Raw genomic sequence first — 25,552 nt, forward strand, 5'->3', positions numbered from 1 at the left:
CTTAAATCAATTGTTTGAAATTCTCGATGATAAAATCGAAAAATCCGGGTTTCTTTTTGTCAAATAAAGTCTGTGCCTGAACGATGGCGTCAATATATTCCGGATGTGGGATCCGGTTTCCGTGTTCGTCTAAATCCCAGATGCCGCAGTTGCTGTAACTTGTCAGGTCATCCCAATCCGGGCGGTCTGTAACCGGATAAATGCAAACGCCTTGCAAGTCGACACCGTTTGCTTTTGCAATCACGCATTCTTGCGAAATCTCGTCGAGCCATTCGACACGTCCAATTCCGAAATGCCCGGTTTCAGACAGGAAAATTGGTCTTTGGTAACGTTCATACGCCACAGCGAGCAAATCTGAAAGCGGCATCCGTTTTTTATCGATTTCCGGCCACGGCAGCGATTCGGATGCAAAATCCCATTGGCAATTCCAATAATAATTGAATCCCAACAAGTCTAAAAAGGCTTCGCTTCCGCCAAGTTCCGGGCACATCCGCCCCGCAATAATATCCATTGCCTGGAATTGATGGTCATTGTGTTGCGCCACTTCATGCAAATCTTCATGCAAACCCTGATGGATTTTGACCAATGGTTCGACAAGCACAATTGTACAATTTGGATCTGTCGCTTTCAACGCTTTAATTCCTAAAATCGCCGCTTTGCACAGATGGTATTTGATGTCCCAGCCGCTGTTTACCGCAAAAGGAACCGTACCGCGCACATCGCCAGAATGCCATGAAAGAAAGCTGATCTCATTGATCGGCACAACAAATAAGGGCTGCGAAGTCGTTTGTTTGTAAAAAATCACAAAGGCTTCACACAGTTTTACAAACCGGTCGCAAAACAACGGATGCGTTGGGTAAATGCCGTCGGGATAGCCGAAATGGATCAGGTCCCAGATTTGCTGGATTCCAAAAGTTTCAGCCGCTTTCATTCTGTTGTATACTTCCGAAAAATCAAATTCGCCAGCTGTTTTTTCGACATCACTCCAGCAAATGCCTTCCCGCACGGTTTTGATCCCGATAGCCGAAAGTGCTTGATAATCTTCAAACGCTCGAATGTCGTGTTGCGTTTCTTTCAGCAGGTTGATGCGCTCGCCCGATCGGTTGATGTGGTCGGCGCATTCGTAGCCGCCAATGAAAAAAGTGTTAAAAGTTGCCATTATGCGGAAGTTAAAGCAGCGGCAGATTGTTCCAATGAAGCAAACAATTCCAATGCATTTTTAAACGCCTGGTCCATATTGAAATATTTGTAATTTGCAAGCCGACCGACGAAATAGACATCGGTAAGCTTGTCCGCTTCGGCTTTGTACAGCGCGTAAATTTCCTGGTTTCTCGGATTTGGCACCGGATAATACGGCTCGCCTTCATCAATCGTAAACTCTTTTACAACAGTGGTTTTATCTGATTTCTGGTTTCCGAAATGCTTGTATTCGATAATGCGCGTAAAATCGACTTCCGTTCCCGGATAATTGACAACCGAGTTTTCCTGGAAAAATTCTGTTTCATGCGTTTCACTGACGAAATTAATCGAACGGTATTCAAGCTTCTCGATCAGGCTGTGCTTAAACTCAAAATAGCGGTCGACCGGGCCGGTGTAAAACAATTTTTCGTAGCTGCATAATTCATCTTTCACATCAAAAAAATCAGTGTTAAGCATTATTTCAATATTTGGGTTTGACAGGATTTTTTCAAACAATTGCGTGTAGCCACCTTTTGGCAATGCCTGATGCTTATCTGAAAAATAACGGTCGTCGTAATTTTGGCGCACAGGAATCCGCTCCAAAACCGAAGCATCCAATTCTGCCGGAAATTTATCCCATTGTTTTTTGGTGTAATGCTTGAACATTTTTTCATAGAGTTCAATCCCAACACGATTTAGCACGGCTTCTTCCCCATTTGCCGGTTTTTCAAAATTGATGCGGTTGTTTTCGAGCCACGCGCCCATTTCAGATTCGGTCGCGATCTGCTCATCAAAAAGCGTATTTACGGTGGTAATGTTCACCGGAATAGGAACGGTTTTTCCATCAACACGTGCAATAACCTTGTGCTCCCAATCATACCAATCTGAAAAAGCGTTTACATATTCCCATACTTCTTCGTCGTTTGTATGAAACAAATGCGCGCCGTATTTGGATACAAGAATGCCGTTTTCATCCATATAATCAAAGCAGTTTCCTGCAATGTGGTTTCGTTTTTCGATGATCAGGACTTTTTTGCCAATCGAGGCATATCGCTCTGCCAGTACGGCTCCGGAAATGCCTGCCCCTATTATTAAAATGTCGTATTGCTTCATTTGGCGTTGGTTTTAATGATTGATTTCATACGGCTAGCGGTCGCGTCCCAGGATGTTTTGTCTAAGATGTCACGGTATTGGCTTTGCAGCGTCAGGCCATAATTTTTTTCGAGCAATGATTCAATTTCGGTGGCGAATTCGGTGGCGGTTGAAATCAATTTTACGCAATGGCTGTAGTCGCTCACGACATCTGTAATTTTGGTCGAAATAATCGGTTTGCCGGCCGCCATGTATTCCAAAGTTTTCGTCGGGCTGATGTATTTGGTCGCATCGTTTAAGGCAAATGGCATCATTGCAATGTCAAATCCGCGAAGGTAATTTGGCAATTCCGCATAGTTTTTCATCCCGAGGTAATGGATGTTTTCGGCTCTTGGCAAATCGCGTTCTTCTACTTTTGCAAACGGCCCGATCATGACAAAGTTGACTTTTGGAAGCAAACTTGCCGTTTCGCGGATCAGGTCGTAATCAATACGTTCATCAATGACGCCGAAATAACCCACGATCGGAGCGTCAATTCTGCGCATGTCATTCGGAACTTCTTCTTCTAAAAGACTTTGCGAGAAATGGTCTTCATCGACAGAACTCGGGAAACAATAAACATTCGAATGCATTTGCTTTTTGGATTCGTATAATGATTTTCCGCCAGTAAATACAATATCTGCATTCGAAAGCAGGAATTTTTCCTGGTCGATCAGATGCTGCGGCGCACCTTTGAACAGCGACAATTCGTCCATGCAATCGTAAACGATAACGTCAAAGTTGATACTTTGCAACAGCGGACTAAAAGCTGCTGAATAAAACCAGCCGGTTGCCACATTTTTGTTTTTGACATATTGCGGAATGATCGTACCAATTGCTTCGATCGAATCGACCATTGGTTGCAATATGTGCAGGTTTTTACTGATGATTGTTAAGTTTGCCGAATCGCCATTTTCATTTTTAGCAACTGGTTCCTCGATTAGTAAAATTTTGAGGTCTTTCGACATCCTGCTGATCAGGTGCTGCGGGCGTTGGTAAACAAAATCCCAGCGCAGGTGGCAAAAAACGATCATGTCATAATATTGCGCCCCTGAATTTTGAGTAGTATTTTCTATAGTGTGGTTGTAGGCAGTTTTTAAATTTTCCATTTTGTGTGTTTATTTTTTGAAATAAGAATCTCGCACCCGGGATTTCCGGGCGTTTAGGTTTGGATATTTTGAATGGTAAGATTGGCTTTGCCGAATATTAAATTCCGATGAAAGCCAAACAGAAAGGCAAAAAAACCTGCCCATCCTGAGATAAAGCAGGTCTAACAAGAAACAAAATAACCTTTATCCTTCTATTGCTTCAGCTGCTGGGTTGATTTTAGCCGAAGCGACGTCGCTTAACAACATGTCAGCTTCCTTTTCTTCTGCTAAGGTTTTCATCAGCAATTGTCCGGCTTCGCTTTCACCAAGTGTTTTCGCAAAGGCGCATAAAGTGCCGTAAGTGGCGATCTCATAATGCTCAATTTTTTGGGAAGCGGCGATGATTCCTGCATCGCGTACTGCGCCCGGAACGGTTTCCTCTAGGATGCTGTCGCCTTCTTTTAGCAAACCTGCCATGGCTTCGCATTTTTTGCCTTCGGATTTTTCACCTAGCAGTTCGAAAACCATCTGAAGCCTTAAAACCTGGTTTTGGGTGACCATCAAATGATCTTTAATTGCTGACGAAAGTGCGGCTGATGTGGCATTTTCTGCCATTTTTGGCAAAGCGCCAACCAAAGCATTTTCTGCCCAATAAATATCTTTTAAAGAATCGATAAAAAAGCTTCGAAGATCATTGGCTGCATCAGATGCCGGTACAACGAAGTTTTTGGCCGCATTCGGAGCGCTGTCTTTTTGTCCTTTTGACGGACTGTCTGTATTTTTCATAATCGTTGTTTTGTATGTTATAGTTGTGGTTCGCGTTCCCAGAAACGGTGTTGGGCCATTGCTGCAATAAAGTCGGTTGTAAATTGTGCATTTCCTGATTTTTGTCCGAGGACAAGGCCACCATCATCAGGATTTGTAGCTTTGTTTGCAAAATTGCTGCCCGAAAGCAGGTCGATTCCTTCCCCTTCAGCGCCGATGACTTTGCAATGTTTGTAGGCATCGTTGATCCAATCCATCACATCTGGATCTTCCGATAAGGCGTTTAATCCAAGCCCGCCCGGAATGTACAACGCATCAAAAAGCACCGAATGTCCGGTCAGGAAAGTAAAATCTACAGGGATTTGCCCGTTTGCATCTGTAGTCACAAAACCATTATACGGCGCGACAATACACGCTTTTGCATTTTCTTTCAGTAAAGCGAGTTTCATGTTCATTACCGATGTTTCAGAAACGCCGTCTGCACAGATAATGGCTACTTTTCGCGACTCGATCGTTGGCGTCACCGTTGGATTTTTGAGCATGCTTAAGGCGTCAGATGACGATACTTCTGAAAGAACTGACTTTGGTTCGTGCTTGTCTTTATCCGCATCAGGTGAAACACCGTGATTGATTGGTTTTTCAAGTATTTCAGGAATGGAAAGCCTTAATCCTTCGGCTACTTTTTCGGCAAGCGTCGCATCAACTTGTGATAAAAGTCCGAGCATTCGTACGCGGATCGCAATGGTTTCTACTTTCCCCAGTTCGAAACGCAAGGCTTTGATGATGTGGTTTTTCTCGACATCCGTCTGGCTGTTGAAAAACATTGTGGCCTGCCCGAAATGGTCTGAAAAGCTTTCGCTTCTTTCGCGGATTTTCACCGCATCGATGCGTTCGTTAAAGCTTGCAAAGCCACCTTCAGCAATTTTTGCCTGATACGGACAACCGCCACCAAGCGAATTCGGGTGGTAACTTACGCGGCCTTTGTTAATTTCCTGACGCATGTGACCGTCGCGCTGGTTGTTGTGCGTTGGTGAAATCGATCGGTTGATTGGGATTTCGTGAAAGTTTGGGCTGCCAAGTCGCGACAATTGGGTATCGGTATAAGAGAATAATCTTCCCTGCAACAACGGATCGTTGCTGAAATCGATTCCCGGCACAACATGTCCGGGATGAAACGCCACCTGCTCTGTTTCTGCAAAGAAATTATCTGGATTTCTATTGAGTACCATTTTTCCGATGATCGTTACCGGAACCAATTCTTCCGGAATCAGTTTTGTCGGATCTAAAATATCAAAATCGTATTTGTGTTCATCGGCTTCAGGAATGACTTGTACGCCCATTTCCCATTCGGGAAAATTTCCGCAGTCAATCGCTTCCCACAAATCTTCCCGGTGAAAATCGGGATTTTTTCCTGAAAGCTTTTGGGCTTCGTCCCACGCCAAAGCATGTGTTCCCAATTTCGGTTTCCAATGGATCTTGACAAAATGCGATTCGTTCTGTTCGTTTATAAAACGAAACGTATGCACGCCAAATCCTTCGATCATCCGGTAACTTCTCGGAATTGCACGATCAGACATCGTCCACATGATCATGTGCATCGATTCGGGCATCAGCGAAATGAAATCCCAAAAAGTATCGTGTGCCGAAGCGGCTTGCGGAATCTCATTGTGCGGCTCTGGTTTTACGGCATGAATCAAATCAGGGAATTTCGTAGCGTCCTGGATAAAGAAAACCGGAATGTTGTTTCCCACGAAATCGTAAATGCCTGCTTCGGTATAAAATTTTACTGAAAATCCGCGAACATCACGCGCCAGATCAGTAGAGCCACGCGAACCTGCAACGGTTGAAAACCGCGTAAAAACGGGCGTGCGCTGTCCCACTTCCTGTAAAAAACCAGCTTTGGTAAATTGCGGGATCGGGTTGGTGACTTCAAAATAACCGTGAGCCGCCGAACCTCTTGCATGCACAATCCTTTCCGGAATGCGTTCGTGGTCGAAGTGTGTGATCTTTTCGCGCAGGATGAAATCTTCAAGTAATGACGGGCCTCTTTCGCCTGCTTTTAGCGAATTGTTGTCGTCATTAATTTTGACGCCCTGATTGGTCGTCAGGAATTTATTTGTGCCATCTGATTTGTTTGGGATCAGGTCGGCCTGTTTGTCTTCCTGGCGGTTTGGTGGAGTATTTTGTTTCATGGTTTTATTGGAATTTATTTAGGTCAAAGTTATTTTAGACGTTCATCGGGAAATTACATCATTGCTTTTTTTTCTTGCACTATTATGCATCGCCTCAAATGCAAAAGGCTGATTTTCTTTGTTTTGAGAAAAATCAATTGCGCGTCAGTCTAGATTCCATATAATTCTGAATCTTTAAAAAACTCCTGCTTCCAATTTTTTCAATGACACTTCTGAGCTGTCCGATCGTAATGTTCCAATAAGCTGCCCAAAATTCTAAATGCGAATCGTCTTGTGGTTCATGATTTTTCATAGCATTCCTATTTTTAAGTTGATAGAACAAATTTCTTTTTAAGTTGATAGAACAAATTTCATCACGATACCTACCTAAAAATTACATCATTAGCAAATAATCTTATACGAAAAACACACTATAAAGTCGGTTTTTATAATCTTATAAATCTTAATTAAAATCGTATAAAAAATTTTCAGGAAAATGACAAAAATTTGTCTTGTCAAAAGTGATTCATTTTGCTTTGGCCGTTCTGATCATTCCCGTTTTAAGAATACCGGTTACGCATTCCATTAATCAGAATTTTTTGGATTTAGATAATGCTTTTACGATTGAATTAACTATTAACTTAAAATTTTTGCCATGAATACCATTACGCCCTGGACGGCGACCGTTCCTGCTGATTTGGCCGACAGCGAAGTACTCTTAGAAAAAACAGTTTCGGGCTTCGTTTATACTTTATACAATACCGGTGATTCGATCTGGATTGTCGGGCGGTTTCCTTCCGGTGGAAAAATGGCATTTCGCGCTGCGTTCGGGTTGAATAGTTTTTTTGAAATCGGTAATTTAACTGACCATGGAAACCTCATTTTGCTTCAGCTTTCAACAAAAATCGGAGTCTATGAAGTGCGGTTGGAATTCCCTGATTTGGAGAAAACCGTTTTTCATTACACCACTACTTTTCATCCTAATTTTCCTGTCCTGATTCCGTTTTGGCCACGCGACATCGTACCATTAGCGCAAAGCGGACATGTAGAAAATACTTCGGGAAAAATACATTTCAGCCAGGTTGGCACACGGTCGGGATTGTTATTTGCAAGTTTCACCAAACCGAAAACAGGATCTTTTTTGTACTTTCAGAATTTAACAAGCCTATCTCCGTATTGCGATGCGACCAAAACTTCATTGGGCGAAACCGTTGGCGGACAATGGCCTGAAATTGGTTTTCAGCTTCCGATGGCCAATGAAATTCCATTACCGGCTGAAAAATTCGTGGTTTCTGATGCTTATGTTTTGCTTAACGATGAAATTTACAGTGACGACACCAAAATTGCTGCAAAATTCATCGATGCCCTTGCGGATATTTATCAGATCATTCCAAAACCCGAAACCAAATATGCTGATTGGCCCGACATTTCCAAAAAAGCAGTTTCAGATTTAACGAACAGCAAAGGCTGCTGGAGCTATGCCGATGGAAATTCTTACCTCAACGCCTACTTGTGCGACTATGACACGCCACCCGAAATCATGGTGCAGCTCGCGGTATTGTATGCTGTAAAAGAATATTCGGGATGGACTTCAGAAAAAATGCCAGTACTCAAAACAATTAAAGATGGCCTCGAATCTTTTTACGACGCTGATTTGCAAATGCTTTCGAGATGGCTGCCTTCAAAGCGCGGCGATCTCGATGAATCGGAAGAACAAAAAAGCCCGATGACGATGGATTCCTGGTATTTGCACCATCCGCTGATCAATTTATCCAAACTTGCGCTGGAAGGTGACAAAGATGCAGAAACTCTGCTGATGAAATCATTGGATTATGCGATAAAAATCGCCCATCAATTCGATTACCAATGGCCGGTATTCTACAAAATGGATACCTTTGAAATTCTTAAAGCCGAAACCGAACCTGGCAAAGGCGGCGAAAAAGATGTGGCCGGCGGCTATGCATTATTGATGCTCAATGTCTGGAAGCTCTCCAATGAAAAAAAATACCTGACCGAAGCCATCAAAGCAGCGAAAAAATTACGCGAAAACGGTCTGGATATTTTTTACCAGGCAAATATCACGGCGTTCTCTGCGCTGGCGCTGCTGCGGTTGTATAACAAAACTAATGAGTCCGATTATCTTGAAACGAGTTACCTGTGCCTTGCCGGAATCCTGAAAAATGTGCAATTGTGGGAATGCGGTTATGGAAACGCCAAAAATTTCAATAACTTCTTCGGGGTATTTCCTTTGAACAATGCGCCTTACAAAGCGGCCTATGAAGAAATGGAAGTTTATGCGACACTCAACGATTACATCTGCGAAGCGGCAGCAATGAACGCACCCATATTGCAATCGTTATATGTCTTATTGCCTGAATTTGTAAAATACAGCGTCAACAGGCTGACTTCTTACTATCCGCCGTTGCTGCCATCCGATATTTTATCCGATGAAGTCAAAACTGGCGAAATCGACCCAAAGCTATGGATTCCGCTTGAAGATTTGTATGACGGATGGGAAAAAAATGGGCAGGTTGGCCAGGAAGTATACGGTGCCGGCGTTGGTTTTGGCGTTGTTCCAAGACAGTACCACAAGATCAAAGGAGAGCGCTTTGTGGTGTATTGCGATTATCCGATCTGCAATTTTAAAAGCAACAATTACAAAACGGCCATGTTTAAAACGCTTGGCGATCCTAATTTAAACTGTAGGCTGCTGATCCTGTCGGAAACCAGACTGAAGCAGGCTGATTTTACAATTTCTGTCACATCCGGAAAAAATGAGCAAGTCATTCAGGCTGATGCTTCTAGTGCGAAAATTATGGAGTTCTACATTCCCGGAGGAACCGGGATCAAAATCAAATGGAAATAACTGCTATGAAAACCACTACCACGAAACCCAAAATTTTTATAGCTGACGACGATCCAGATGAGATGTTCCTGTTTAGAAGCGCCTTGTCCCATTGCAACATTGCGCACGAGCTGACCTGGTTTAAAAACGGCAAATTGCTGTTCGACTTCCTTCAAACCGATAATTGTGTATATCCGGATATTATTTTCCTTGACCTGAACATGCCTGTAATGTCTGGGCTTGAATGCCTGCATGCGATAAGATCATTAGAAAAGCTTCGTGGTTTAACGATTGTCATTTACTCTACATCTGCACATCCGTCAGACATTAAAAATACTTTTGAGGCTGGAGCCAATTGCTATCTGATCAAGCCTGCCAGTTATGTACAGCTTCAAAAAATACTGTGCGATATTTTCATCGAAGGGATTTTATTGAAACCATCCCCTTATGACATCCATCACTACGTACTTTAATTTTAAAAATCCAGAGCAGTTGATTGTACAAGCCTGGTTTTTAATAATGTAAAATGTTGTTGATTGTCCAACCTAATTTTAATCCACATCACTAATCATTTTAAAACAACACCAATATGAAAGCAGCAGTAATACATGCCCCAGGCAAAATCACCTATGATGAGGTTGATGACCCAACGATCAAAGCCCAGGACGACATCATCCTGAAAGTCACTTCTACCGCAATTTGCGGTTCTGACCTCCACATCTTTTCCGGCGGGATTCCGCAGCCACGGCCAATGGTTCTAGGTCATGAATTTATGGGGATTGTTGAAGAAGTCGGCAAAGGCGTCACCAGGCTCAAACGCGGCGATCGTGTCATCGTTCCATTCCCGATCGCCTGTGGCGGCTGTTTCTTCTGCAACCACGATTTGCCGGGACATTGCGAAAACAGCAATCCGGAACATTATGGCCCTGAAGGCGGCGTACTGACCGAAAAAGGCGGTGCATTATTTGGCTACACGGATCTTTACGGAGGCTATGATGGCGGGCAATCGCAATATGTGCGCGTGCCTTATGCGAATTACGGTCCAAGAGTAGTTCCAGACAATCTTACAGACGAACAGGTTTTGTTCCTGACCGACATCTTCCCTACCGGCTACACCGGAATTGATTGGGGCGAAGTCAAAGGCGGCGAAAGCGTGGCAATCTTTGGTTCAGGCCCAGTTGGTTTGATGGCAGCAAAAAGTGCCTGGCTTCGCGGTGCCGGACGTGTTTTCGTAATCGATACGCTGCAATATCGGCTTGACCGTGCAAAAGCCACTACCAATTGTGAAACCATTTTATGGGATGACGATGCAAAAGATGTGGTCGCACAGATCCGTGCCTTGACCGGAGGACGCGGTGCCGATGTTTGCGTTGATGCCGTTGGGTTTGAACCGGACAGAAGTTTATTGGATCGGGCGAAAGCCGTCATCAACTTTGAAAAAGGTTCTGTAAAAGTCATGGAAGCCTGTATGAGCGCGGTAAGGCGTGGCGGAATTGTTTCGGTATTGGGTGTTTATCCTTACCTGTATGACAATTTCCCTGTAGGGCAGTTTTTTGATAAAGGGATTATATTAAAAGGCGGACAGGCGCCGGCGCACAAGCATATCGACAAATTACTGGAATATGTCGTTCAGGGAAAAGTGAAATTGGATGATATTATTTCACATCGTTTGCCGTTGTCTCAGATTGCGCATGCCTACGACATTTTCAAAAACAAGAAGGAAGATTGTGTCAAAGTAGTTCTGGATCCCTGGAGTTGATATTTTAAATTATATATCTAAAAAGGCAAAAATCCTCTTTTTTACATATCGTAATGAAGGGGATTTTTTTATGATGCAATGCATTATTAATTTGTTGTCATGCCGCAACTTCACTGCATTAATCCTCAGTGCCATTCTATTTTCTATTGTCTTGAATTTGTGCTATTTATACACAATATTAAATTTATAATTCTTAACATTGCTGATTCCTCAATGTTCAATACTATTTTACAAAGAAGTAAGAGAATGATTCGGATTAAAAAATATCTTCGGTACAATTGTACTACATTTGACCGGCTTGTGCAGATCCGTACCAGTTGATAAAACAGCATTCATGACATTGATCTCCAAAGAAAATTTTTCAAAAATTTCCGGGCTTTCCAAATTTCCCGTTCCCGGCTTGACTTCCTGCCTCATGGAACTTCTTAAAATCAACAGTTTAAATTCGGTTGTAAAAGAAGCAGGCGACATTGAAGGTGCAGCTTTCGCAAGCCATATCCTCGAAAGCATAGGCGTAAAAGTGGTCGTTGACGCATCTGATTTACAAAATATTCCAACCAACGGTGCATTCATTGCATTGGCCAATCATCCTTATGGCGGTATCGAATCTCTTGCATTGTTGCAGACTCTTGCCAAAGTACGGCCTGAAACGCTTTACATGGGAAACTTTTTATTGAAGAAAATTCCCAACCTAGCAAAATGTATCATTGGTGTAAATCCGTTTGAAAATGTTCAGAATTCATCGAGCATCAGCGGATTGAAGCTGACCTTCAAAACCTTGAAAGACGGCATTCCCGTTGCCATTTTTCCTGCAGGTGAAGTATCATCTTATGACTTTAAAACCCATTCGATCACCGACCGGGAATGGCATCCGATCGTTGGAAAAATCATCTCCAAAGCAGGCGTTCCCATTTTGCCCATTTATTTTCACGGCAACAACGGAAGGTTCTTTAGTTTGCTGAAATCGATCCATCCGATGCTGCAGACTTCGAAACTAATTTCTGAGCTGTTTAACAAACAAGGGCATGTCTTAAAAATTACCATTGGAAAACCGATAATACTGAGTGAAGCCAACGGTGATCTCAATCCTTCGTTGCTGGCTGATCTGCGAAAAAAACTTTATGCTTTAGAAAATGAATCCAACGTAAATCCTGTATCAACGCAATAAATTTGGCTATTCATGTGTTTTAATTATGATACAACCCGTATCAATTAAAATTTTGAATATGAAAAAGAGCTTGTTTTTAATAATTGCGATTGGTGTTTTCCAATGCGGATTCGCCCAGGACGAACTGAACAATAAATTTAAAGCCATTCCGCCGAAAGACCTCAAAGTGAAAGAGGTTATTCCGCCGAAAGAAACACCAAAACCTGAACCGCCCATTGTCCCAGCGCAACCGGATCTTTTAAAATTGGCTGAAGCCGGGCTTTTTAAAAACTCCAATCTGTACAAAAAAGAAGCGAATACCGAAGGCATTTTTTACAGGCGAAACCAATACCTGGGCGGATTTAAAACACAATCTTTTACTGCAACCGTGCGTTATCGCGATGCCGCTTTTGTTGATGGCGATAAGATCAAAGTGTACCTGAATGACCAGGTTATCGAACCCGAAGTAGTTATGGACGGGGAATTTAAAGGCTTCAAAATAAATCTGATCAATGGCATCAATAAAATTGATTTTGAAGCACTCAACGAAGGTTTTGCATCTCCGAATACTGCTGAATTCCAGGTTTATGATGACAAAGGAACCGTAATTGAATCCAGCCAATGGAATGTGGGTACAGGGTATAAAGCAGCCATTATATTGCTTAAAGAATAAATATCAGTCTTTTTTTGACTTCAAAAAATACAGCCTGTCACACCACAAACTATAATGATTGACTAGTCGTCATTTTTGTCTGCATTGTATTTTGTGATATAATCTTTGGCTCGCAAGCCTGTAAAGCGCATGAAAATATTGCTGAAGGCAGTCGAGCTTTCGTAGCCTACATGCGAAGAAACTAAAATTAACGTTCATATTTTTGCCCGCTAACAGTTCCATCGATCTAATGAACCTGATAGCCTGCAGATATTCGACAAAACTGATTCCTCGGAAAAAAAGGCATCAAAAAATCAATTCGTTTTGAATGAAAATCCAGCCTCCGAAATTTAAAATCAACAACATGAAAACATTAGAAAGTAAAGTAGCCCTTGTAACGGGCAGTGGTTCAGGAATTGGAAAAAGCATTGCGATTTTATTTGCAGAGAACGGTGCGAAAATCGTAGTGACCGATGTCAATGAAGCAAACGGCAATGCGGTCGTAAAAGAAATTACCGACCAAGGCGGCGAGGCTGTTTTTATCAAATCCGACAGTTCAAAACCAGAGGACAATGAAGCTGCCGTAAACAAAGCCATAGAAGCGTTCGGCAAATTGGATATAGCGGTCAACAATGCGGGGATTGGCGGTGCCAGTGTTCCTGTGGGTGAATATCCAATAGATTCCTGGAACAAGGTAATCGCAGTAAACCTGAACGGCGTATTCTATGGCTTGCATTACCAGATTCCTGCTATAGAAAAAACCTCCGGAGGCAAAGGTTCGATTATAAATATGGCATCAATTCTGGGTCAGGTAGGTTTTGCGAACAGTTCTGCTTATGTGGCCGCCAAACATGGCGTAGTAGGCCTTACAAAAAATGCTGCGGTAGAATATGCAACCAGAGGCGTCCGGGTGAATGCAGTTGGCCCGGCGTTTATCCGCACCCCTTTGTTAGCGTCTATGAATAAAGATGATTATGATGCATTGGCCGCCAAACATCCTATGAAACGTCTTGGCGAAGCAGAAGAAGTAGCCGAATTGTGCCTGTGGCTGGCAAGTGATAAAGCTTCGTTTGTAACCGGAAGTTATTATGCCGTCGACGGTGGTTATCTGTCTGTTTAACGCATTTGGCCTTAATGCATTTGACAAATGAGCCTCAGCAAATGGTTTAATGCAAATGATAAAACGAAGTTAATATACTGAAATCCAGACATTAAGTTCGTTTTTTTTTAAAATCAATCGCATCCGCTATCACGCTTACAAACATTTCCTTGTTGAATTTGCAAATGAGAAGGATTATCGAAATTGTATTGGCGTTGGCCATCGGAAAAAATAATCGGTTGGCCCAATGCATCACAATTTGAACAGCATCGCACCAGATTTATCTCCATCCAATCATGTAGTTATTTGGCTTGTATCTAAAAGAATCCGGGCAAAAGCATTCTTTAAAACAGCTAAAATGAATTGTCACAGAAATTTTAAAAACTATCTTTGCCGCCTGAAAGATTTCCCAGAACAATATCTATTTTTATGATGATGAAGGATGAAACCACAACTGCAAATTCGATAACCGCGGAAGAAATAGACAAATGCATCGCCTTATTGACGCAATTGAATACTGACACCGACCAGATTTTTGATATCCCGAAAGACCAGCGAACAGCCCTGATCAAAGCAGCCGGACAATTTTCAAGGCCCGGCCATGACGAGCTTTCCCGAAGGAAAAAAGACGGAAAATCGGCACTTAAACGCAAAATGGAAAAGAAGGACAAAACCGCCCGCAGGGAAACTGGAATCCGATCTGCACGCGAAGCCAGCATTTTTATTGCTCCAAAATTACTGGCTTTCAACGATTTGGCACACAAAGAACAACTGGAACTGAAAACGCCCAGAAATTGTTATGTCTGCAAAACACCGTTTACCAAAATGCATCATTTTTACGATACAATGTGCAGTGATTGCGGCGATTTTAATTATACCAAACGTTTCCAGACTGCAGATGTCAACGGCCAAATCGCAGTAGTTACAGGATCGCGATTAAAAATTGGTTATCATATTACACTGATGCTTTTGCGCGGTGGCGCAACGGTGATTGCCACAACCCGCTTTCCGGTTGACTCGGCATTGCGGTTTGCAAAGGAAGATGATTTTGCCGATTGGGGCGATCGGCTGAAGATTCACGGACTCGATTTAAGGCACATTCCAAGTGTGGAAATTTTCTGTAATTTCATCGAACAAAAATATGGCCGCCTCGATATCCTGATCAATAATGCTGCGCAAACCGTGCGACGCCCAGCCGGATTTTATTCCCATCTGATGGAAAACGAAACTTTGATGGTTTCGGATTTGCCAATGAAAGTTCAGGGTTTACTGTCCGGCCATACCGATTGCCTGACAGAACTCAAAGTACTCACCATCGGCGCTTCCTCAAACCAGAATATGCCGGTGACCTGGCATGGCCCGGAACCTGGAATCGGATTGCGCGCTTCTGCCCAACTGTCGCAGATTCCATACTCATTCGATAATACACTCGTGGCAAATGAAGTTTTTCCCGAAGGACAGCTTGACGCCGATCTGCAACAAGTCGATTTGCGGAAGACCAACAGCTGGAGACTCAAACTCGGACAGATCGAAACTACGGAAATGATCGAAGTGCAGTTGGTGAATTCGGTAGCACCGTTCGTATTGTGCAACCGCCTCGCCGAAGTCATGAAAAAAGATGCGACTGGAAAAAAGCACATTATCAATGTTTCTGCTATGGAAGGAAAATTCTATTATGGTTATAAAGACGACAGGCATCCGCATACGAATATGGCGAAAGCAGCCCTGAACATGCTGACACACACCGCCGCAGGTTCTTTGGCGAAAGACGGCATATTTATGAACGCTGTCGATACGGGCTGGGTTACTGATGAAGATCCGGCAGAACTGGCGAAAAGGAAACAGGAAGAAGAAGATTTCCAGCCGCCCTTAGACATTGTTGATGGCGCTGCAAGGGTAATGGATCCGTTGTTCGACGGCATCAATACCGGCAAGCATTGGTGCGGGAAATTTTTAAAAGATTACCAGCCGATTTCGTGGTAATAAATTTATCGAATGTTTTCTGAAATTCATAAAGTGCAAATAGTGCTTCGCTAATATCTGTCCAGACAAATAGCAGAAATCTACATGAATTTACATCATTTATACAACTATATTCCTGGGTTGTTTACGAACTTTGTATGATAACAATGAGGCTTGCAGTGTGTCAAAAGGCATTTATTTTCTTTTGTTGCAGCACGTTTATTGCGTTTAGATCGATACAAAAATCAATAAAATAAATAAAAATGGAATATAGATTTTTAGGGGCATCGGGACTTAAAGTACCGGTACTGAGTTTTGGAACGGCAACCTTTGGCGGAGGCAATGAATTTTTTAAAGCCTGGGCAAGCACACAGGCAGTTGAGGCCACAAGGCTTATCGATATTTGCCTTGAGGCCGGGGTAAACATGTTTGATACGGCCGATATTTACTCTGATGGCAAATCGGAAGAAGTACTTGGGCAGGCCATTGCAGGAAGACAAAGAGACCAGCTTATCCTTTCGACCAAAGCGACTTTCACATTTGGCGATGGTCCTAACAATCAAGGCTCTTCGCGTACCCATTTGTTAAAGCAAATTGAAGGGAGTTTAAAAAGGCTTGGCACGGATTATATTGACATTTACCACATGCACGGCTTTGACGGAAACACCCCCGTAGAGGAAACACTTCGAACGCTTGACGACCTGGTTCAGAGTGGTAAAGTGCGTTATATCGCCGCATCTAATTTTTCAGGCTGGCAACTTATGAAATCACAGGCGCTTTCGGAAAAGTATGGCTGGAACCGGTATGTGGGCCACCAGGTATATTATTCACTGGCCAATCGCGAATACGAATGGGAATTGATGCCTTTAGGACTTGACCAAAAAGTAGGTGCCATTATTTGGTCGCCACTTTCATCGGGAAGGCTTGGCGGCAAATACGGACGAAACAAACCCATTCCGCAAGAAGGACGTGTCGCGCAAGGCGGCAGCCCTGTTCCTGAAATGGCCGTAAACGAAGAAGTTTTTTACAACACCGTAGATGTGTTAGAAGAAATAGCCGGTGAAACTGCTAAAAGTGTCGCGCAGGTAGCGCTCAACTGGCTCTTGCAGCGTCCAACGGTATCGAGCATTATTGTAGGTGCACGTAATGAAGAACAGCTCAGGCAAAATCTGGGTGCTGTGGGTTGGAACCTTACTTCAGAGCAGGTACAAAGGCTTGATCAGGCGAGTACCGTTCCAACAATTTATCCTTATTGGCACCAATGGCAAAACAAGTCCCTCAACCCTACTCCGGTTTTCTGATAAATTGGCATAAAAAAAATTATTTTGGGGCAATTGTTTTAAAAATCCGATGAAATGATTTTGTGGCATTTCCTTAGTAGTTTTGGCAGAAATGAATCATTAACAATAACAAACGACGTGAAATTATCCTTTTCCTATTACCTCAATGAAGATGTCATTTTTCTGGCCCACGACCTTTTGGGAAAAGTGCTTTTTACTGAAATTGATGGCAACATAACTGCGGGCATTATCGTAGAAACCGAGGCATATTTTGGCGTACAGGACAAAGCTTCTCATGCCTATGGCGGCCGACGCTCAGACAGAACCGATACTTTATACCACCAGGGCGGCATTGCCTACGTGTATTTGTGTTACGGCATTCACCACCTTTTCAACGTGGTAACTGGTATTAAAGATGCGCCTCATGCCGTACTTATAAGGGCTATTGAACCGTTGATCGGTAAAGAAATAATAGAAGTCAGGAGAAATATGCCTGTCGCCAAAGCGGCGGTTTCATCCGGTCCGGGTTCTGCTGCCAAAGCTCTAGGGATCGATCGATCGTTTAATAAAAAAGACCTCACAGGCGAAGAAGTCTGGATTGAAGATCATGGCATCCGGTATGCCGCTGATGCAATTGCTGCCACACCACGTGTTGGAGTCGCCTATGCCCAGGAAGATGCGCTTTTGCCCTGGCGTTTTTTTGTCAAAGGCAATAAATATGTGAGCAAACCGAATAAGGTTTAAGAGCGTGATGGCCATTAAAAATTAGCGCGCCGTGTAATAATAAAGGCGCGCTAAGAAAAATTTATTTCAACAAAAATTATAAAAAAGTACCAAACCGTTCAAAATGGCAGGTATAGCCATTCGGGTTTTTTACAAGATAATCCTGGTGGTAGGTTTCTGCCGGCCAGAATTTCGTAAAAGGCTCAAAGGTTGTGACTACAGTTCCCGGCCATCTTTTGGAGGCATTTACAATTTCGATCACTTCTTTAGCCTCGGCTATTTCGGTTTCATCCTGGAAGAAAATAGCCGAACGGTAGCTTGAACCCCGGTCATTTCCCTGCTTGTCAACAGTCGTTGGGTCATGCACCCTGAAAAAGTAATCGAGGAGTTCTTTATATGATATGATCTCAGGATTATAACTGATTTCCAGTCCTTCGGCATGGCCGGGATGGTTTTGATACGTCGGGTTTTCATTTTCTCCGCCTAAATAACCTACTTCGGTATCGGTAATTCCGGGAAGCACCCTAAAAAGGTCTTCCATACCCCAAAAACAACCGCCTGCTATGTATGCTTTTTTTATTTGATCTGACATTTTCATTTGATTTAATTATGCTGGCGAATCCCGCTGCAAATTTTCCAGCATAAAATTACGAAATGAAGACTGACGATGCTAAAAAAATCCTGCATCTTAACATAGAATTCTGATGTTTCAGATATTGCAATTGAGCTGCTTGATTTATAGCTGATGTACTTCCTTAATTTTAGAAAATTCTTTTAAAAGATGTAATCCGTACTCAGGAAATTCGAATCATGATCCCTAACAATGGTGTTCAGCAACTGCTTGTTGGCATCAGTTGCTTTTGTAGCGACAAGCGACCTGATCGAGAACGACCGTAGCGCATCCGATACCGATAAAGTTCCTTCGGCACTGTCTTTTCTTCCTGTAAAAGGAAATACATCTGGCCCGCGCTGCGACTGGCAATTGATATTGACGCGGCTCACCAGGTTCACAAAAGGATCGATCAGGCTTGACACTTCCCTTGCATCATTGCTAAAAATGCTCACCTGCATGCCGTGCGGTGCGTTGATCTGGTAGTCTATCGGCTCTTCTATGGATTCAAATGGCACTATGGGTATGATTGGGCCAAACTGCTCTTCATGATACAGTCTCATCTGGTCGTTTACCGGAAAAACAACTGCCGGAAAGACAAAAGAGTTGTTGGTATAACCGCCATTTTCATTGATGATCTTCGCTCCGTTGGCAACAGCATCATCAAGACAGGCTTTCAGGTATGCAGGTTTATCAAACTCCGGCAACGGCGTAATTTTTACCTCTTTGTCCCACGGAAGTCCGGGCTTTAAAGCAGCAACGGCATCACTTAGTTTTTTAACGAAATTTTCGGCTATGCCTTTTTGTACAAAAATAAGTTTTAAAGCCGTGCAGCGCTGTCCGTTAAAGGAAAGCGCGCCAAGCAGGCATTCGTTGACTGCGACATCAATATCGGCATTGTTGGTTACGATAGCCGCATTCTTTGCATCGAGGCTTAAAATCGAGCGCAGCCTGTTGACTTTTGGATGCAGTTTTTTAAGGCCATTGGCCACTTTGCTCGAACCGATAAACGCCAGTACGCTGACTTTTCCACTTTCCATCAATGGTGTCACGATCTCAGATCCTTTTCCGTAAAGCGTATTCACGGTTCCAGCCGGAAAGGCTTCTTTAAACGCTTGCAGCAACGGATAATGTGCCAGGACACCGTATTTGGGCAGCTTGAATAAAATGGTGTTGCCCATGATCAGCGCGGGAATCAAAGTGGTAAAAATTTCATTTAAAGGATAATTGAACGGTCCCATGCTAAGTACGACCCCAAGCGGCGAACGCCTGATTTGTGCCAAAACACCTTCGGCCTCTTCAAACCGCGACGATTGCCTGTCGAGGTCTTTAAGGGCGTCGATCGTGTCATTAATATATTCTACGGTACGGTCAAATTCTTTGGCCGCATCCGGGTTGCTCTTTCCTATTTCCCACATCAGGAGCTTGATCACCAATTCGCGCTGCCCGATCATCAGGTACACGAATTTCTGCATGCATTTAATGCGCCCGTCGACACTCATTGTAGGCCATTCGCCCTGCCCTTCATCATATGCTGCAACTGCCGCATCAAGTGCTTCCATTGCTTCTTTTGGTGAGGTATGCGGAATGGTTCCAAGCAATTTGCGCTGAAGCCCATTGGCACCCGGAATACAAACCGGCGAGAACACCTCACTGACAGCACCATTCCATGGCACGAGTTTTCCATTGAGCAGGTATTCGCGTTGGTGAATTTCTTCCAGTTTATATTGGTCGGGGATTTGGCTTTCGGCTACAAAAAGATTGTCAATCGTGGTTTGTGAGGCATTTAAATTTTCCATAAGTCAGGTCGCGTTATTGGTTTACCCAAATATAAAACCTATTGCTTAAAAAATAGGGATCCATTTATAAAAACAGTAAAAATGTTTTAGCTGCTGCCATTTCACAAAAAAACTTGTATATTTTTTTTTTCAGAGTTAAAATTCACAAAAAAAATGTGTGAAAATTTCTTTTACGATTAAAATTCACACAAGAATTTTTGGATCTTTTCTGGGTTCCTTCTTCCACTAAAAGAATTGGATATTTGAAATTTTTTTATTGGCAAACTTCCTACAGTTGTTTATAGTCTAGGAATAACCAAACATGATATTTATCATTTTACATGTTTAGTCACAATGGTATTTTTGATGCTTAAAATCATGTGATTATGAATACTTCTATCATTGCCAAATACAACGTTCCCGGCCCCAGGTATACCAGTTATCCTACGGTTCCTTATTGGGACGACCATACTTTTGATGCTGATGCCTGGCTCGCGTCACTCCGGAACTCATTTGAAGAAAGCAGCACCGGCGGAATCAGCCTCTACATTCATCTGCCTTTTTGCGAAAGCATGTGCACATTTTGCGGCTGCAACAAACGCATTACAAAAAATCATGCTGTTGAAAGTCCGTACATCCAGGCTGTTTTAAAAGAATGGCAATTGTATTGCAGGCTGTTGAAAAAACGCCCATTAATTAGGGAATTGCATATCGGTGGCGGAACACCCACCTTTTTTTCATCCAAAAACCTTGAAGATTTAATTAACGGAATCTTTTCTTGTGCCAATAAAACGCCAGACTGCGACATGAGTTTTGAAGGCCATCCGAACAATACCACCCGCGAACATTTGCAAAAATTATACGATCTCGGTTTTCGCCGCGTGAGTTTTGGCGTACAGGATTATTCCGAAAAAGTGCAAAAAGCGATCAATCGCGTACAGCCTTTGCAGAATGTCGCAAAAGTGACTTTGTGGGCGCGGGAAATCGGATATGAATCGGTTGGGCACGACCTGATTTTCGGCTTGCCGTTCCAGAAAATTGAGGATGTTGTCGATACGATCGAAAAAACAAAATCACTCCAACCCGACCGGCTGGCTTTTTACAGTTACGCACACGTCCCATGGATCAAAGGAAACGGCCAGCGCGGATTTAAAGACGACGACCTCCCTACAGCCGATGAAAAACGGACTTTATATGAAATCGGGAAGCAATTGCTGCAAAAAAACGGTTACCATGAAATTGGCATGGACCATTTTGCATTGGCTTCAGACCGTTTGTACAACGCTTTTCAAACCGGAAATTTACACCGCAATTTCATGGGTTACAATGCATCCAAAACCCAGCTGATGATTGGCCTAGGCGTTTCTGCCATTGGTGACAGCTGGTACGGATTTGCGCAAAATGTCAAAGATCTGGATGATTATTACCAAATTATCGAATGGGGACAATTGCCTGTTTTTAAAGGGCATATCCTGACAAATGAAGATCTCATTATCCGAAAACACATCCTGAATTTAATGTGCCGGTTCGAAACTTCGTGGAAAAATGAAGCCCTGTTTGTTGAAGAAATTCCCGCAATTTTATCCGCTTTAAGCGAAATGGAACAGGATGGTTTGCTTTTGATTTCAGAAAAATCGATCGTCATTACCGAAGCTGGGAAACCATTTTTGCGCAACATCTGCATGGCATTCGACCTGCGTTTGAAACGAAAAATCCCGCAAACGCAATTGTTTTCGATGACTATTTAAAATTTACCTTTAATTTTTTTTACAATTAAGTTATTAAGGTTTGAATTGGACAACATCATTTGCAATTCGGTGCGGCCATTACAAACAAACTCGTTTCTGAAGGCGACACATACGGAATGCCAAGTCCCAATCCACGAAGAATAAACAAAATCCCGATGCAGGCAACTGTATACGGGATTATTTTGTGAATTTTATTCCGAAAAGGCATCGACAGCACCGAATGAAAATAAACCACGGCCGACATTAAAGGAATGGTTCCAAGTCCGAAAGCAACCATATATAATGTGCCGGAAAAAGGATTCTGCATCGCAACCGCACCGAATAACGCCGCATAAACCATTCCGCAAGGCAAAAATCCATTCAGCAATCCGATCAGGAAAATCGAAGAAAGATTCTTGTTTTTGAGTCGTTTTCCAAGTGCCGAACGAACCACTGCAATGGTTTTAAAAACCGGTTTTGAAAAATTGTATTTTGAAAAGCTTTTCTCCGGAACCAAAACGACCGCAAGTATCGCAATGCCCATAAAAATTGATAGCCGCTGCTGGATTCCGGCGAGATAAAACCCTTTTCCGATGCAGCCAAAAAGCAAGCCAATCGAAGCATAAGTCAAAATCCGCCCGGAATGATACGTAAAAATCTGTAACGCTTTTTTAACCGGATTGTTTCGTTCTAACGGCAGCATCATTGCAATCGGGCCGCACATGCCGATGCAATGCAAACTGCTCAACAATCCCAGTATGAATGCGGCATACAGCATTATTGGATGTAAATGGTTTTCTTAATGATATAGTCTTTTTCGTCATATTTCCATGACAAAGTAATGTCCCAAAGGCCGCCAGCAAAATCACTTTTAGGTATGAGCAGTGTGGATTTTGCCATTATGAGCGGTTTCTCAAAATCCATTTTTTTGGCTGACGGCCGATACAGGGACACTTTTCCTGTTATTTTTTGAGGCTCAAGGGTTTCGGGAAAATGAATTTCGATGCCTTCAACCGTATTTTCAATTGTGGGTTCTTCAGTCAAATCGGCCGCATTCTGGATCTTCAGCATTTCATCCCCGAATTTCGCATCGTGCTTGTAATATTCTTCGACAACCAATTCATTGTCGTATTTCGAATTGCTTTGCACTTTGAAGACAAACGTAAGTATGAATGCCATGAACAATGCAAATGCTATGATGATTGATGTTCCCCAATTGAGTTTCATGTTGTTATTTTTTAGTCGAATGTCAAAAGTCTAAAGTCGAACGGTGACAATCTTTGATAAATCTTATTCGAAAGTGCGCGGCCCAAGGAAATTTGTCTTGGCTTTTCCCAACAATATTTTGCCGTTGTAGACGCCGATTTCGAGTTTGGTTTTGTCGCTTTCCAGCAGATATTGATTGATTTCGATGAACAATGTGCCCTGCGAAATTTGTTGTTTGCCGAGGCTAAAATGGATGTTTCCTACTTTTTTAATTTGGCCGATATGTGAAATCAATTCAAAATGAACATCATTGTAATCCGATGCCGTTTTATTGACAATTTTGTACGTATAAACGTTGCTGATATTTTTGTCTTTGTGTTCGAATAATTGCCCGGGCAGTCGCAAAACCGAAACTTCAACATCATTGCGAAGCAACAGCAAACCTGCAAAAATCCCGATTAAAATTCCCAAAACAGCAGTGTAGCCTTTCATGCGGGAAGTAAACCGGAACTTTCCTTGCTTCTCAATTTCATCTTCAGTCGCATAACGGATCAGGCCTTTCGGCAAGTTGACGCTTTCCATGATCGCGTTGCATTCATCAATACAAGCAGTGCAATTTGTGCATTCGAGCTGCGTGCCGTTTCTAATGTCAATGCCCATCGGACACACGTTGACGCATTGTTTACAATCGATGCAATCGCCTTTTCCTGTTTGTTCGCGGTCTTCTTTTTTGCTGAATTTGGCGCGTCCGGCTACTTTTTCACCACGCACAAAATCATACGCCACATTGATCGATTTGTTGTCGAGCAAAACGCCCTGCAACCTGCCATACGGACACGCGATAATGCATACCTGCTCTCGAAACCAGACAAATACAAAATAAAATACGCCCGTAAAAATCAGCAGTGAAATGAAATTTCCGGATTGTGCCAACGGGCCTTGTTCGACCATCTGAAACAAAGCATCGCTTCCTATTACATAAGCCAGGAATACATTCGCTATCAAAAACGAAATGACAAAGAACAACGCCCATTTTAAAAGCCGTTTCCGGATTTTTTCGCCATCCCATTTTTGTTTGCTCAAGCGTTGCTGCGCGCCTCGGTCGCCGTCGATCCAGAATTCAATGCGACGGAAAACCATTTCGAGAAAGATCGTCTGCGGACAAATCCATCCGCAAAAAATCCGCCCGAAAACAACCGTAAATAAAATCACGAATACGACTCCGATGATCATCGACAACACAAAAAGATAAAAATCCTGCGGCCAAAACGGAAACCCGAAAATATTAAACCGGCGTTCCATCACATTAAACAGCATAAATTGGTTGCCATTGATTTTGATGAACGGATTCGCAACCAATACCGCCAGCAAAAAATAACTGACGTATTTTCGGTAGTCGTAAAATTTGCCTTTGGGCTTTTTCGGAAAAATGAATTTGCGTTTTCCACTTTCGTCCAAAGTGCCAATGGTATCGCGGAACGTTTCTTCTGGTTCAGACATTTTTTTGCTATTTGGCAATTGGTTTTGCACCAGCCGGATCTACCCAGATTTCGCCATCGGGTGCTTTCGGGTCTTTCGGATGGCTGCCCTGCAAGGACAAAACATAACTTGCTACATGTTGGATTTCAGTTGGTTTCAGCGTTCCGCCCCAGGCCACCATTCCTTTTCCGTCGCGGCCACCATTGGTCACTGTATGAAATACATTTTTGATGCCGCCGCCTAAAATCCAATGGTCGTCGGTTAGGTTTGGGCCAATTTGTCCTCCGGCATCGGCACGGTGACAGGCAATACAATTGGTTTGGAAAATCGTTTTTCCGATGGCAAGATCGGCGGCTTCGGTCAGTAAGGTGACTTTGTTTTCATCCATTAAATCGGGTGCGGTTTTTTTGTATGCTTCTACATCGATTTTTGCCTGCGCCATTTCTTTAGAAAATTCCATTTCCTGGTTGTCGCCGCCCATGATTTCAAAACGGATCAGGTAAATCGCAGCAAAAGCAATACAACCGTAAAATAAATACACCCACCACGGCGGCAAATTGTTGTCGAGTTCTCTGATGCCATCATAATCGTGGCTTAGTAACAACGACGCTTCATTTTCGATCGGTTCAGATTTGGTTAATTTATGGATCAGATTTTTATACCATTGTTGGTTTTTCAAAGAGAAATCAGTCACTTCATCAAGCTGTTTTTTCTGTTCGTCGTTCATCATCTGGTACGTAATATTGTCTACCGCAGCCGAAACGATTTCAATCGCAACCAGCATGAAAAGGAAGACAAACAAGAACACACTCACCATTGGATATTTCAGGAACGCAGGCCGGTCACCCGAATCGATAAAATATTCCATCGCGGCAAAAACGGTAAAGAAAATCACTGGAATGCGCACATAAACCGGAACTATTTTTTTCATAATATTGTTGTTAGGGTTAA

The 25,552-nt window shown here is 42.9% G+C and carries 22 protein-coding genes; 10 read left to right on the top strand and 12 right to left on the bottom strand.

The window, feature by feature from the left end:
• Position 1 precedes the first annotated feature (1 nt).
• From BLS32_RS09930 to BLS32_RS18465, 6 genes are all read right to left on the bottom strand, one after another.
• Positions 2 to 1,159, bottom strand: coding sequence for a hypothetical protein (locus BLS32_RS09930; RefSeq protein ID WP_091394961.1), 1,158 nt, complete (start codon positions 1,157 to 1,159; stop codon positions 2 to 4).
• Positions 1,159 to 2,292 (bottom strand): UDP-galactopyranose mutase, encoded by a 1,134-nt coding sequence (glf, locus tag BLS32_RS09935; RefSeq protein ID WP_091394964.1) that lies wholly within the window; start codon positions 2,290 to 2,292, stop codon positions 1,159 to 1,161. Before glf ends, BLS32_RS09930 begins: the two co-directional genes overlap by 1 nt.
• Positions 2,289 to 3,419: a glycosyltransferase gene (locus BLS32_RS09940; RefSeq protein WP_091394967.1), complete on the bottom strand. Its 1,131-nt coding sequence runs from the start codon at positions 3,417 to 3,419 to the stop codon at positions 2,289 to 2,291. The genes glf and BLS32_RS09940 overlap by 4 nt, the downstream gene beginning before the upstream one ends.
• Before the next feature lie 183 nt (positions 3,420 to 3,602).
• Positions 3,603 to 4,184 (bottom strand): YciE/YciF ferroxidase family protein, encoded by a 582-nt coding sequence (locus BLS32_RS09945; protein ID WP_091394970.1) that lies wholly within the window; start codon positions 4,182 to 4,184, stop codon positions 3,603 to 3,605.
• A 17-nt stretch (positions 4,185 to 4,201) separates the two neighbouring features.
• Complete coding sequence (locus tag BLS32_RS09950) at positions 4,202 to 6,355, bottom strand: catalase (RefSeq protein ID WP_091394972.1); 2,154 nt, start codon at positions 6,353 to 6,355, stop codon at positions 4,202 to 4,204.
• A 133-nt stretch (positions 6,356 to 6,488) separates the two neighbouring features.
• On the bottom strand, positions 6,489 to 6,647 hold the full coding sequence (locus tag BLS32_RS18465) for a hypothetical protein (RefSeq protein WP_170227596.1): 159 nt from the start codon (positions 6,645 to 6,647) through the stop codon (positions 6,489 to 6,491).
• A 342-nt stretch (positions 6,648 to 6,989) separates the two neighbouring features.
• Here BLS32_RS18465 and BLS32_RS09955 point away from each other — a divergent pair, with 342 nt between their 5' ends.
• From BLS32_RS09955 to BLS32_RS10000, 9 genes are all read left to right on the top strand, one after another.
• Entirely contained in the window at positions 6,990 to 9,200 is a 2,211-nt protein-coding gene (locus BLS32_RS09955; RefSeq protein ID WP_091394974.1) for a hypothetical protein, read from the top strand.
• A gap of 5 nt (positions 9,201 to 9,205) precedes the next feature.
• On the top strand, positions 9,206 to 9,652 hold the full coding sequence (locus BLS32_RS09960; RefSeq protein ID WP_170227597.1) for a response regulator: 447 nt from the start codon (positions 9,206 to 9,208) through the stop codon (positions 9,650 to 9,652).
• A 116-nt stretch (positions 9,653 to 9,768) separates the two neighbouring features.
• Positions 9,769 to 10,938, top strand: coding sequence for a zinc-dependent alcohol dehydrogenase (locus BLS32_RS09965; protein ID WP_091394977.1), 1,170 nt, complete (start codon positions 9,769 to 9,771; stop codon positions 10,936 to 10,938).
• Between the two features lie 334 nt (positions 10,939 to 11,272).
• On the top strand, positions 11,273 to 12,106 hold the full coding sequence (locus BLS32_RS09975) for a lysophospholipid acyltransferase family protein (RefSeq protein WP_139171738.1): 834 nt from the start codon (positions 11,273 to 11,275) through the stop codon (positions 12,104 to 12,106).
• Positions 12,107 to 12,164: 58 nt separating this feature from the next.
• The gene (locus BLS32_RS09980; RefSeq protein ID WP_091394982.1) at positions 12,165 to 12,758 is read left to right on the top strand and encodes a hypothetical protein; all 594 of its coding nucleotides are present in this window, start codon (positions 12,165 to 12,167) and stop codon (positions 12,756 to 12,758) included.
• Between the two features lie 343 nt (positions 12,759 to 13,101).
• The gene (locus tag BLS32_RS09985) at positions 13,102 to 13,857 is read left to right on the top strand and encodes an SDR family NAD(P)-dependent oxidoreductase (protein WP_091396068.1); all 756 of its coding nucleotides are present in this window, start codon (positions 13,102 to 13,104) and stop codon (positions 13,855 to 13,857) included.
• Between the two features lie 411 nt (positions 13,858 to 14,268).
• A complete protein-coding gene (locus tag BLS32_RS09990; protein WP_091396071.1) occupies positions 14,269 to 15,819 on the top strand; it encodes an SDR family NAD(P)-dependent oxidoreductase in 1,551 nt (516 codons plus the stop codon).
• A 242-nt stretch (positions 15,820 to 16,061) separates the two neighbouring features.
• Positions 16,062 to 17,099: an aldo/keto reductase gene (locus BLS32_RS09995; RefSeq protein ID WP_091394984.1), complete on the top strand. Its 1,038-nt coding sequence runs from the start codon at positions 16,062 to 16,064 to the stop codon at positions 17,097 to 17,099.
• A gap of 117 nt (positions 17,100 to 17,216) precedes the next feature.
• Positions 17,217 to 17,822: a DNA-3-methyladenine glycosylase gene (locus BLS32_RS10000; protein ID WP_091396073.1), complete on the top strand. Its 606-nt coding sequence runs from the start codon at positions 17,217 to 17,219 to the stop codon at positions 17,820 to 17,822.
• A 76-nt stretch (positions 17,823 to 17,898) separates the two neighbouring features.
• On the opposite strand, the gene msrA is transcribed toward BLS32_RS10000, so the two are convergent.
• Together msrA and BLS32_RS10010 are read right to left on the bottom strand one after the other, a co-directional pair.
• Positions 17,899 to 18,393, bottom strand: coding sequence for a peptide-methionine (S)-S-oxide reductase MsrA (gene msrA, locus BLS32_RS10005; RefSeq protein ID WP_091396076.1), 495 nt, complete (start codon positions 18,391 to 18,393; stop codon positions 17,899 to 17,901).
• 182 nt (positions 18,394 to 18,575) lie between these two features.
• A complete protein-coding gene (locus BLS32_RS10010; RefSeq protein WP_091394986.1) occupies positions 18,576 to 20,210 on the bottom strand; it encodes an NADP-dependent glyceraldehyde-3-phosphate dehydrogenase in 1,635 nt (544 codons plus the stop codon).
• A gap of 365 nt (positions 20,211 to 20,575) precedes the next feature.
• On the opposite strand from BLS32_RS10010, the gene hemN reads away from it, so the two are divergent.
• Positions 20,576 to 21,937, top strand: coding sequence for an oxygen-independent coproporphyrinogen III oxidase (gene hemN / locus BLS32_RS10015; RefSeq protein WP_091394989.1), 1,362 nt, complete (start codon positions 20,576 to 20,578; stop codon positions 21,935 to 21,937).
• A 55-nt stretch (positions 21,938 to 21,992) separates the two neighbouring features.
• Here hemN and BLS32_RS10020 read toward each other — a convergent pair whose 3' ends face one another.
• From BLS32_RS10020 to BLS32_RS10035, 4 genes are all read right to left on the bottom strand, one after another.
• Complete coding sequence (locus tag BLS32_RS10020; RefSeq protein WP_091394991.1) at positions 21,993 to 22,694, bottom strand: sulfite exporter TauE/SafE family protein; 702 nt, start codon at positions 22,692 to 22,694, stop codon at positions 21,993 to 21,995.
• Positions 22,694 to 23,143, bottom strand: a complete 450-nt coding sequence (locus tag BLS32_RS10025; protein WP_091394993.1) for a FixH family protein — start codon at positions 23,141 to 23,143, stop codon at positions 22,694 to 22,696. Before BLS32_RS10025 ends, BLS32_RS10020 begins: the two co-directional genes overlap by 1 nt.
• Before the next feature lie 63 nt (positions 23,144 to 23,206).
• On the bottom strand, positions 23,207 to 24,622 hold the full coding sequence (gene ccoG / locus BLS32_RS10030; RefSeq protein ID WP_091394995.1) for a cytochrome c oxidase accessory protein CcoG: 1,416 nt from the start codon (positions 24,620 to 24,622) through the stop codon (positions 23,207 to 23,209).
• Between the two features lie 7 nt (positions 24,623 to 24,629).
• Complete coding sequence (locus BLS32_RS10035) at positions 24,630 to 25,532, bottom strand: cbb3-type cytochrome c oxidase N-terminal domain-containing protein (RefSeq protein WP_091394998.1); 903 nt, start codon at positions 25,530 to 25,532, stop codon at positions 24,630 to 24,632.
• Between the last annotated feature and the right edge of the window lie 20 nt (positions 25,533 to 25,552).

Source organism: Flavobacterium noncentrifugens, from assembly GCF_900100375.1.
Classification (GTDB): Bacteria; Bacteroidota; Bacteroidia; order Flavobacteriales; family Flavobacteriaceae; genus Flavobacterium; species Flavobacterium noncentrifugens.

Excerpts from the sequence above, each read along its gene's own strand:
- BLS32_RS09930 (WP_091394961.1), bottom strand. The coding sequence starts at position 1,159 with ATGGCAACTTTTAACACTTTTTTCATTGGCGGCTACGAATGCGCCGAC.
- glf (WP_091394964.1), bottom strand. The coding sequence starts at position 2,292 with ATGAAGCAATACGACATTTTAATAATAGGGGCAGGCATTTCCGGAGCC.
- BLS32_RS09940 (WP_091394967.1), bottom strand. The coding sequence starts at position 3,419 with ATGGAAAATTTAAAAACTGCCTACAACCACACTATAGAAAATACTACT.
- BLS32_RS09945 (WP_091394970.1), bottom strand. The coding sequence starts at position 4,184 with ATGAAAAATACAGACAGTCCGTCAAAAGGACAAAAAGACAGCGCTCCG.
- BLS32_RS09950 (WP_091394972.1), bottom strand. The coding sequence starts at position 6,355 with ATGAAACAAAATACTCCACCAAACCGCCAGGAAGACAAACAGGCCGAC.
- BLS32_RS18465 (WP_170227596.1), bottom strand. The coding sequence starts at position 6,647 with ATGAAAAATCATGAACCACAAGACGATTCGCATTTAGAATTTTGGGCA.
- BLS32_RS09955 (WP_091394974.1), top strand. The coding sequence starts at position 6,990 with ATGAATACCATTACGCCCTGGACGGCGACCGTTCCTGCTGATTTGGCC.
- BLS32_RS09960 (WP_170227597.1), top strand. The coding sequence starts at position 9,206 with ATGAAAACCACTACCACGAAACCCAAAATTTTTATAGCTGACGACGAT.
- BLS32_RS09965 (WP_091394977.1), top strand. The coding sequence starts at position 9,769 with ATGAAAGCAGCAGTAATACATGCCCCAGGCAAAATCACCTATGATGAG.
- BLS32_RS09975 (WP_139171738.1), top strand. The coding sequence starts at position 11,273 with ATGACATTGATCTCCAAAGAAAATTTTTCAAAAATTTCCGGGCTTTCC.
- BLS32_RS09980 (WP_091394982.1), top strand. The coding sequence starts at position 12,165 with ATGAAAAAGAGCTTGTTTTTAATAATTGCGATTGGTGTTTTCCAATGC.
- BLS32_RS09985 (WP_091396068.1), top strand. The coding sequence starts at position 13,102 with ATGAAAACATTAGAAAGTAAAGTAGCCCTTGTAACGGGCAGTGGTTCA.
- BLS32_RS09990 (WP_091396071.1), top strand. The coding sequence starts at position 14,269 with ATGATGAAGGATGAAACCACAACTGCAAATTCGATAACCGCGGAAGAA.
- BLS32_RS09995 (WP_091394984.1), top strand. The coding sequence starts at position 16,062 with ATGGAATATAGATTTTTAGGGGCATCGGGACTTAAAGTACCGGTACTG.
- msrA (WP_091396076.1), bottom strand. The coding sequence starts at position 18,393 with ATGTCAGATCAAATAAAAAAAGCATACATAGCAGGCGGTTGTTTTTGG.
- BLS32_RS10010 (WP_091394986.1), bottom strand. The coding sequence starts at position 20,210 with ATGGAAAATTTAAATGCCTCACAAACCACGATTGACAATCTTTTTGTA.
- hemN (WP_091394989.1), top strand. The coding sequence starts at position 20,576 with ATGAATACTTCTATCATTGCCAAATACAACGTTCCCGGCCCCAGGTAT.
- BLS32_RS10020 (WP_091394991.1), bottom strand. The coding sequence starts at position 22,694 with ATGCTGTATGCCGCATTCATACTGGGATTGTTGAGCAGTTTGCATTGC.
- BLS32_RS10025 (WP_091394993.1), bottom strand. The coding sequence starts at position 23,143 with ATGAAACTCAATTGGGGAACATCAATCATCATAGCATTTGCATTGTTC.
- ccoG (WP_091394995.1), bottom strand. The coding sequence starts at position 24,622 with ATGTCTGAACCAGAAGAAACGTTCCGCGATACCATTGGCACTTTGGAC.
- BLS32_RS10035 (WP_091394998.1), bottom strand. The coding sequence starts at position 25,532 with ATGAAAAAAATAGTTCCGGTTTATGTGCGCATTCCAGTGATTTTCTTT.